The sequence below is a fragment of the Exiguobacterium sp. s34 genome, assembly GCF_018617435.1.
GTDB classification, from domain to species: domain Bacteria; phylum Bacillota; class Bacilli; order Exiguobacteriales; family Exiguobacteriaceae; genus Exiguobacterium; species Exiguobacterium aestuarii.
Genome location: NZ_JACSKE010000004.1, coordinates 322108 through 330213, shown reverse-complemented (window position 1 = coordinate 330213; position 8106 = coordinate 322108). Strand labels below are relative to the sequence as shown.

At 47.5% G+C, this 8106-nt stretch carries 9 protein-coding genes and 10 tRNA genes; 1 reads left to right on the top strand and 18 read right to left on the bottom strand.

Going from position 1 to position 8106, the window contains the following annotated elements:
• Positions 1 to 97: 97 nt before the first annotated feature.
• The 18 genes from KNO87_RS11140 to acpS all read right to left on the bottom strand — a co-directional run bounded on the left by KNO87_RS11140 (position 98) and on the right by acpS (position 7302).
• Positions 98 to 174, bottom strand: a tRNA-Ile gene (locus KNO87_RS11140).
• An 11-nt stretch (positions 175 to 185) separates the two neighbouring features.
• Positions 186 to 262, bottom strand: a tRNA-Arg gene (locus KNO87_RS11135).
• A gap of 3 nt (positions 263 to 265) precedes the next feature.
• Positions 266 to 353, bottom strand: a tRNA-Leu gene (locus KNO87_RS11130).
• Positions 354 to 370: 17 nt separating this feature from the next.
• Positions 371 to 446: transfer RNA gene (locus tag KNO87_RS11125), tRNA-Lys, on the bottom strand.
• Between the two features lie 9 nt (positions 447 to 455).
• Positions 456 to 527 (bottom strand) — tRNA-Gln (locus KNO87_RS11120).
• A 7-nt stretch (positions 528 to 534) separates the two neighbouring features.
• Positions 535 to 610, bottom strand: a tRNA-Asp gene (locus KNO87_RS11115).
• A 21-nt stretch (positions 611 to 631) separates the two neighbouring features.
• Positions 632 to 707: transfer RNA gene (locus tag KNO87_RS11110), tRNA-Val, on the bottom strand.
• A 5-nt stretch (positions 708 to 712) separates the two neighbouring features.
• Positions 713 to 787, bottom strand: a tRNA-Glu gene (locus KNO87_RS11105).
• 29 nt (positions 788 to 816) lie between these two features.
• Positions 817 to 908: transfer RNA gene (locus KNO87_RS11100), tRNA-Ser, on the bottom strand.
• Between the two features lie 9 nt (positions 909 to 917).
• A tRNA-Asn gene (locus tag KNO87_RS11095) sits at positions 918 to 992 on the bottom strand.
• A gap of 207 nt (positions 993 to 1199) precedes the next feature.
• Entirely contained in the window at positions 1200 to 3326 is a 2127-nt protein-coding gene (locus KNO87_RS11090; protein WP_214796175.1) for a Tex family protein, read from the bottom strand.
• Between the two features lie 69 nt (positions 3327 to 3395).
• Positions 3396 to 4196 (bottom strand): RNA polymerase sigma factor SigB, encoded by an 801-nt coding sequence (sigB, locus tag KNO87_RS11085; protein ID WP_015880560.1) that lies wholly within the window; start codon positions 4194 to 4196, stop codon positions 3396 to 3398.
• Positions 4162 to 4641 (bottom strand): anti-sigma B factor RsbW, encoded by a 480-nt coding sequence (gene rsbW, locus KNO87_RS11080; RefSeq protein ID WP_015880559.1) that lies wholly within the window; start codon positions 4639 to 4641, stop codon positions 4162 to 4164. Before rsbW ends, sigB begins: the two co-directional genes overlap by 35 nt.
• The gene (locus KNO87_RS11075) at positions 4638 to 4964 is read right to left on the bottom strand and encodes an STAS domain-containing protein (protein WP_214696023.1); all 327 of its coding nucleotides are present in this window, start codon (positions 4962 to 4964) and stop codon (positions 4638 to 4640) included. The genes rsbW and KNO87_RS11075 overlap by 4 nt, the downstream gene beginning before the upstream one ends.
• A 142-nt stretch (positions 4965 to 5106) precedes the next feature.
• Complete coding sequence (locus KNO87_RS11070; protein ID WP_026824472.1) at positions 5107 to 5457, bottom strand: type II toxin-antitoxin system PemK/MazF family toxin; 351 nt, start codon at positions 5455 to 5457, stop codon at positions 5107 to 5109.
• A gap of 5 nt (positions 5458 to 5462) precedes the next feature.
• On the bottom strand, positions 5463 to 5741 hold the full coding sequence (locus KNO87_RS11065) for a hypothetical protein (protein ID WP_026824473.1): 279 nt from the start codon (positions 5739 to 5741) through the stop codon (positions 5463 to 5465).
• Between the two features lie 129 nt (positions 5742 to 5870).
• Positions 5871 to 6947 (bottom strand): alanine racemase, encoded by a 1077-nt coding sequence (gene alr / locus KNO87_RS11060; protein ID WP_214796173.1) that lies wholly within the window; start codon positions 6945 to 6947, stop codon positions 5871 to 5873.
• Positions 6919 to 7302, bottom strand: coding sequence for a holo-ACP synthase (acpS, locus tag KNO87_RS11055; protein WP_214790443.1), 384 nt, complete (start codon positions 7300 to 7302; stop codon positions 6919 to 6921). Before acpS ends, alr begins: the two co-directional genes overlap by 29 nt.
• Positions 7303 to 7365: 63 nt before the next feature.
• Here acpS and KNO87_RS11050 point away from each other — a divergent pair, with 63 nt between their 5' ends.
• On the top strand, positions 7366 to 8091 hold the full coding sequence (locus tag KNO87_RS11050) for a rhomboid family intramembrane serine protease (RefSeq protein WP_214790441.1): 726 nt from the start codon (positions 7366 to 7368) through the stop codon (positions 8089 to 8091).
• Positions 8092 to 8106 lie beyond the last annotated feature (15 nt).

Sequence of the window (8106 nt, the reverse complement as noted above, 5' to 3'; positions counted from 1 at the left end):
GATATAGCTCTTAAATTGACGAAGCTTGCGCTTCATTCAAAAATTGTAAAACTTATTTTTGCCTCATCGTTCAGTTTTCAAAGTTCGTCAGTTTAAATGGTGGGCCTAAGTGGACTCGAACCACCGACCTCACGCTTATCAGGCGTGCGCTCTAACCGGCTGAGCTATAGGCCCATAAAAAAGAATGGTGCACCCTGAGAGATTCGAACTCCCGGCCTTTAGATTCGTAGTCTAACGCTCTATCCAGCTGAGCTAAGGGTGCATATGGTGCGGTCGAGAGGACTTGAACCTCCACGGTGTTAACCACCACTAGGCCCTCAACCTAGCGCGTCTACCGATTCCGCCACGACCGCAGCGTATAAAATTAAAATGGTGAGTCATGCAGGGCTCGAACCTGCGACCCTCTGATTAAAAGTCAGATGCTCTACCAACTGAGCTAATGACTCAAATAAAAGCTGGGCTGGAAGGGATCGAACCTTCGCATGTCGGAATCAAAATCCGATGCCTTACCACTTGGCTACAGCCCAACGTAAATGGCGGTCTTGACGGGATTCGAACCCGCGATCTCCTGCGTGACAGGCAGGCATGTTAACCCCTACACCACAAGACCAGATTACGTTTTTATTTGAAATGGTGGAGGATGACGGGATCGAACCGCCGACCCCCTGCTTGTAAGGCAGGTGCTCTCCCAGCTGAGCTAATCCTCCATATATGGTGACCCGTACGGGATTCGAACCCGTGTTACCGCCGTGAAAGGGCGGTGTCTTAACCGCTTGACCAACGGGCCAGTGTATGTGTCTTCTAAGTAATTTTAAGTGGCGGAGACGGAGGGATTCGAACCCTCGCACCGGTTTCCCAGCCTACTCCCTTAGCAGGGGAGCCCCTTATAGCCTCTTGGGTACGTCTCCAAAATAAAATGGCTCCGCAAGTAGGATTTGAACCTACGACCTACCGGTTAACAGCCGGTTGCTCTACCACTGAGCTATTGCGGAACGTTGCTTGAAATTATCGAAGTAACGATTTATATTGTAACCGCAAACCAGAAACCTGTCAATCACTTTCTTAGAAAAACTTTCAATTCGCATGCCGTCTCTCGGCGACTTCTATAAGATATCACGGTACAAAAAGACCGTCAACACTTTTTCTAAAAAAAATCAGGTAAAATGAAAAACATTTTACCTGATTCGAGTTTCTTCTTATTAACTGTTCGGTTCAAGCATCGTTAAACTAATTCGTCCCCGGTTCACATCCACCTGTTCGATCCACACCGTAACGATATCACCGACCGCCACGACATCTAGCGGGTGCTTCACATAACGATTTGATAATTTGGAAATGTGAACAAGTCCGTCCTGTTTCACACCAATATCCACGAACGCACCAAAATCAATGACGTTTCGAACGGTGCCTTGGAATTCCATTCCGACTTGAAGGTCTTCAAGACTCATGACATCCCTACGCAGTATTGGCTTTTGAATGTCTTCTCGTGGATCTCGACCCGGCTTCGCTAACGATTTTAAGATATCCTCAACCGTCGGTAGTCCTGCCTCTAATCGCTCACTCAATGTATGTGCATCAACTTGTTGTAGTCGTTCACGTAATGCAGCCGTCCCAACTTCCGCTTTCGAAGACCCAATCTCTTTCAAAATCGATAATGCAAGCGGGTAACTTTCTGGGTGAATCTCTGTCTGGTCGAGAACATCCTTCCCATTCATGATTCGCAAGAACCCTGCCGCTTGTTCGAACGCCTTCGCTCCAAGACGTGGAACTTTCTTAATTTCCTTCCTTGTTTCAAAGCGTCCATTCGCTTCTCGATATACCACAATATTTTTTGCGGTCGTTTTATTGAGTCCCGACACGTAAGTCAATAAAGACTCCGAGGCACGGTTCACGTCGATTCCGACCATGTTGACGACACTCTCGACGACGAATTCTAAAGATGCCTTCAGTTTATTCTGGCTCACGTCATGCTGATACTGCCCGACACCGACGGATTGTGGATCGACTTTGACGAGTTCCGCCATTGCATCTTGGATTCGACGTGCAATCGAGACCGCTGACCGTTCCTCGACTTTTAAATCCGGAAATTCACTTCGTGCGACTTCCGATGCAGAATAGACACTCGCTCCCGCTTCGTTCACAATTGCGTAGGCAATTTCACGTTCCGCTTTCTTCAACCAATCCGCAACGAATTGTTCGGTCTCCCGTGATGCAGTTCCGTTTCCGACTACAATGACGGAGATTGGATATTTTTTCGCAAGCCTCGTCAATACTTTTTCAGCGCCGGCGATATCGTGCTTTGGTGCTGTCGGATAAAAGACACCGACCTCTTCGACTTTCCCGATTTCGTTCACCACCGCCCATTTACATCCTGTCCGATAAGCCGGGTCAATCCCTAAGACGACTACCTCACGAAGAGGCGGTTGCATGTAGAGTTGTTTTAAGTTTTTTGAGAAGACATCGATTGCTTGTTCTTCTGCCTTTTCTGTCAACTCACCACGAATCTCTCGTTCAATTGCTGGGAAGACTGATTTTTTATAAGCTTCTGTCACAGCCGCTTCGACAACTTCACGCTTTTCTTTCGGAAGTCGTTCATATGTACGAAGGGCTTGATCCATGAAGCGTGTCTCGTCAAAAATGACTTTCACTTGAAGGACATCGGTACGCTCCCCACGGTTCAAGGCGAGTACACGGTGTGGGACAATCCCAGCAATTTTTTCTTCATATTCATAGTACTGCGCAAAAATCTCTTTTTCGTCTTCCGCTTGTTTTTTCTTCTTCGAGCGCAAAAGTCCTTCTTTGCGTACGCGGTCGCGAAGCATCTGGCGTAGTTTCGCTTCCTCGCCCCATTCTTCCCCGATGATAGCATGAACGAGCGGAAGCGCTTCTTCTAACGTGACATCCTTCAAGAGTTTCTTGATCACATCTGCCGAGTAAGGTGACTTGTCACGGAACCAGTCCGCAAGTGGTTGCAACCCTTTCTCCCGTCCTTGTTCTGCTTTCGTGCGTCGTTTCGGGCGATATGGTAAGTAGATGTCTTCAACTTGTTGAAGGGTTGTCGCTGCTTCCAACGCTTTCGCAAGTTCCGGTGTGTTCTTTTCTAACTCTTCTAACTTAGCAAGAACATCCATTTTTCGTTTTTGTAGACTTTCTTCATATTGAAGGGCGTCCAAGATTGCTTTAATTTCAACTTCGTCTAGATTTCCCGTCATCTCTTTTCGATAACGGGCCATGAACGGAATCGTCGCCCCTTCAGATGCGAGCTGTTGAACCGTCTCCACTTGGTTCACTTTCAAGTTTAACGCTTTAGCCACTTTCGTAATCACTTGAATCACTTCCTTTTATGATCTCTTTCAAAGTGTAGCAAACATTCAAACAAAAAAGCGATGACTCGATTAGTCATCGCTTGAGAATACTTCATTGAGTGGGACTTTGATGGCTTCACGCAGCTTTTCGAGTGCTCGCCGCTGCAAACGGGAGACGTGCATCTGCGAGATACCGAGAAGTTCCCCAGTCTCTTTTTGACTCATGTTCTTATAGTAGGCACATTCTAAGATGGCTCGTTCCCGTTCATTTAAGACGTTGAACGCTTTCTCTAGAATGAGGCGTTGGTCAACCGATTCATACCCACGTTCTTGGCTACCGACCAAGTCGAGTAACGTGACTGTGCTACCCTCATTATCCGCTTCGATCGAACTATCGACCGACAATGCTTGATAACTTTTACCCATCTCGAGCGTTTCGAGAATTTCTTCATCTGATACGCCGAGGTGATCGGCAATCTCATCAATCCGTGGTGAGCGTTGCAATTCAGTCGTCAATTCTTCGACCGTCTTCTTAATTTTCGGTCCGAGCTCTTTGATTCGACGTGGAACATGGACACTCCATGTTTTATCGCGGATGAATCGTTTAATTTCACCGATGATGGTCGGGACGGCAAACGATTCGAAGCTACGACCGAATTCTGGGTCAAATCGACGAAGCGCCGCCAATAACCCAATCATCCCAACTTGCACGAGATCGTCGTGAATCGCTCGCCCTCGCGAGAACTTACGGGCGAGTGCTTCAACGAGGTCCGAATAGCGATTGATGAGTAGCATTTGCACTTCTTCGTTTTGATCGTCTTGTTGGTAGCGTTCAATCCACTCTAGTACCTCGTCATCACTGTGATGGCGTTGTTGAGATTTTGCTGGCACTCTGATCCACCTCGTCCCTGTTGAGGAGTTTTGTCATCGTCACTTTGACACCATTGTCTTTATTGATCGAGACATCGTCCATTAACGCTTCGATAAGGAAGAGACCAAGTCCTCCTTCGTGGAGCGATTCAATTTCTGTCGTCTCTTCGACCGGAGCCGCCTGACGCTTCACATCATCTGCGAACGTCTTGCCTGAATCTTCAATCGTGATCTCAAGACGATCTGCGTATACGCCACAAGCGAGTTTGACCTCTCCATCTTGATGATCATCATATGCATGTTGGACGGCGTTACCACATGCTTCCGAGACCGCGATTTTAATATCCTCGATCTCGTCGTACGTATATCCCATACGGTTAGCGATTCCTGAAACGACTAAGCGAACCACACCGACATATTCGGGTTTGGCCGGGAACGTCATGACCGTCTGTTCAACATTGTTCATTGCGTGCCACCTCTTACGTTCGAATTAATAGAAAGAAGTTTGTGGAGACCCGTCAATTCGAATAGACGATTGACTCGCTCCGTGACTCCGACAAGTGACAACTCTTTTTCGTTGCGCGTGGCAATTTTTAATGCACCGACGAACACACCGAGACCTGTCGAATCCATATACTCCACTTCGTCTAAATGAACGACCACGTCTTGTTCACTGATGGCCGGATGCAATACTTCTTTCAATTTTGGTGCAGTATATGTATCCACTTCTCCGGATACGTAAAGGTGTAATTGTTCTCCAATGACTTGCTCACGAATCGATAAATCCATCGTCTATTCCCTCCTAAATGTCCGTACAGATAAATTGAGTACGATTTACTTTAATTCCCCACTATCAAAATCTTAAACCACATTTTAAGAAAATGTTTAAAAAAAGACCGATACCTATGTACCAGTCTTGATCTATGTAAGGCTAGAGAGGAATCAATCCCATACTAATCTCTAGCGCTCGGTCAACTTTATGCATCGTCTCATCATCGAGATGAGTGACTTTATCCGTCAGACGACGCTTGTCAATCGTTCGAATCTGTTCAAGTAAAATCACAGAGTCTCTCTCGAGTCCATGCTTTTCTTGATATACTTCCACATGAGTCGGCAGTTTTGCTTTTTGAATCTGAGCTGTAATCGCAGCGACAATGACGGTCGGGCTAAAGCGATTGCCGATGTCGTTCTGCACGATAAGAACGGGTCGAACGCCACCTTGCTCTGAGCCGACTACGGGCGACAGATTCGCATAAAATACGTCACCACGCTTTACGATCACTCTGCTCACACCCCACTTACTTGACGTAAGAGAGCGTGTTCGGCTTCGGCTTCAATCGTTAGCATCTCTTCTGCCATATTCAAGTTAAACGCGGCCATCTCTTGATAGCCTTTCGCCAATTCTTCACGCAGTGTTTGTTGTCGATCAGCAATTTCTTTAGACAAGTATGTCACTACATCGTTCAAGGACAGTGTTTCACGGTCTTTCATCGAAATCGGACCCCCTTGTTGCGAGAACCGATCTGGGACGGACGCTAGCGCACCCGCAGTTCGCTGCTTCAACATCTTACACCTCCAGAATCGTTTCATGGACTGGCGGAAAATCTCCCGCGTTCTTTATCAATATAACACGCGGGAATGGGAAAATATAGAGAAATCGAGAAAGAATTCAGATAATTTCACACGATTTGTGATTCACACATAGTGACGCGGTAATCGACTCGTAAACTGGCAGACGATCTCATAGTTGATCGTCCCAAGATATGAGGCGAGTTCATCAATGGCGACGTTTCCACCGACAAGCGTCACATCCGTACCTACTGGAAACTCTTCTGGGAGACGGATCATGAAGCGGTCCATGCAGACGCGTCCCACAATCGGGCAACGGACACCATTTACCTCAACTTCAAATCCGCTCGCCTTCCGTAACCATCCGTCCGCATATCCGACTGGGACGGTCCCAATCCATTCATTGGCTGACGTCGTATAGGTCGCTCCGTAACTAATCGTTTGACCTGCCTCAAGTCGCTTCACCTGCATGAGTTGGCTTTTCAAGGTAAAGGCGGGGCGAAGAAACGAGTAGAACGTCTCCATCTCGTGTGATGGGTATAACCCGTAAATTGCGATACCAACACGGACCAGATTATAAGGAACGTCCTGTCCCGCCATCCGGATGGCTCCCGCTGAATTGGACGTGTGAATATAGCGGAACCGCTCGTGTAGCCCTTCCATCAAACGTTCGAATCGTTCTTGTTGCGTGTAATACAAGTCGCTATTGAGCTCATCGGCTGTCGCAAAATGGGTGTAAATCCCCTCTATAACAAATGAGTCGGTCGTTTCCTCGAGTAGCGCATCAAGCTGTTCGCGCGTACGAAGACCGAGACGCCCCATGCCTGTGTCGACTTTAATATGGACCGTCAACGGCTTTTCTTCTATATAAGCAGCAGCTTCTTTTACCCATTCGGCAGAAAAGACGGACAACGTGATGTCTCGTTCCGCTGCAATTCCCGCATATTGGGGAAATTGCGCCTCCATGACTAAAATCGGTGCCTTAATCCCTGCATCCCGAAGTTCGATTGCTTCTTCTAACAAAGCGACCCCAAGCATCGTCGCCCCGTTCTGGAGTGCAATCTTCGCTACTTCAACCGCCCCATGACCGTAGGCGTTCGCTTTGACGACCGCCATGATGTCTTGTGGGATTCGTTTGGTTAATTCTTTTATGTTATGGGCGATGGCCGCCCGATCAATCTCGATTCGACTTGGACGAAACATGTTGCCCCTCCTCTTCTAAGATGACTTGTGCGACGGCGTATGCACTGCTATGACTAATGCTGACATGAATCCGACCCGAAAAAGGCGCGGTCATGACAGGACGTCCCGTCTCATCCGGTAAAATTTCAATGTGACGCCATGATAAACCGTGTGCGATTCCAGTCCCAATCGCCTTGGCGTAAGCCTCTTTTGCGGCGAAACGTCCCGAAACAAACTCGATTTGACGCGGAAGTGGGTATTTTTGAACCATCTCATATTCAGCATCGGTGAGCAGACGCATTAAAAACCGTGGTTGTTTCATCGAGCGAGCCATCCGATCAAGCTCGACAATATCGACTCCAATTCCTACAATCACAGGACACTCGCTCCTTTCCTTTTTCCATCGTTTCCCTATACAATTGAGGAAAGAGGTGATGTTATGTTTAGTCGTACGGAAAATGTACAAACGTTTGTACGGGCATATCCACTCGTAACGCTGTTCATTGTAATCCAACTCCTTGTGTTTGTCATCGATTCTTTCGCTCCTGGCTTACGAATCGTGGCGACAGGCGGGTCATTCCATTTGGCACTCGCCGATGGACAATGGTATCGCTTGGTGACGGCCAACTTTATTCATTTGAGTCTTGGTCATCTATTGTTTAACTCGTTTGCACTGATCATCTTCGGACCTGCGATGGAACGTATGGTCGGGCATGTGAAATTTGCCCTGTTTTATGTTTTCGCCGGAGCACTTGCCAACTTGTTCACCTATTTCACCGTCAGCAACTTGTTTTATTTACAAGCCGGTGCGTCAGGAGCCATCTTGGCCATTCTCGGATTCTACGTGTTCATCGGTCGTTTCCGTCGCACGTTAATGCTTAGCCAAGATGCCCGCTTGGTTTACATTTTCGTCGCCATCAGTGCCGCCTTCACATTGATTGGTTCGAATGTTTCGCTTTGGGGACATGTTTATGGCTTTTTGGCAGGATTTTTACTTGCCATTCCACTCTCGCGATTCACAGTTCCGTATACGCGCCCGATGCGCTATGGAAAGTATAAGCAACGTTCGTATGCACCCCCGATTGTTCATTCCGGAGACGGAAAATGGTTCTTCTACATCATCATCGGACTGGCTATCTTCGGTTTATTGGCACAGTTCCTATAACGAAAGGGTGACACA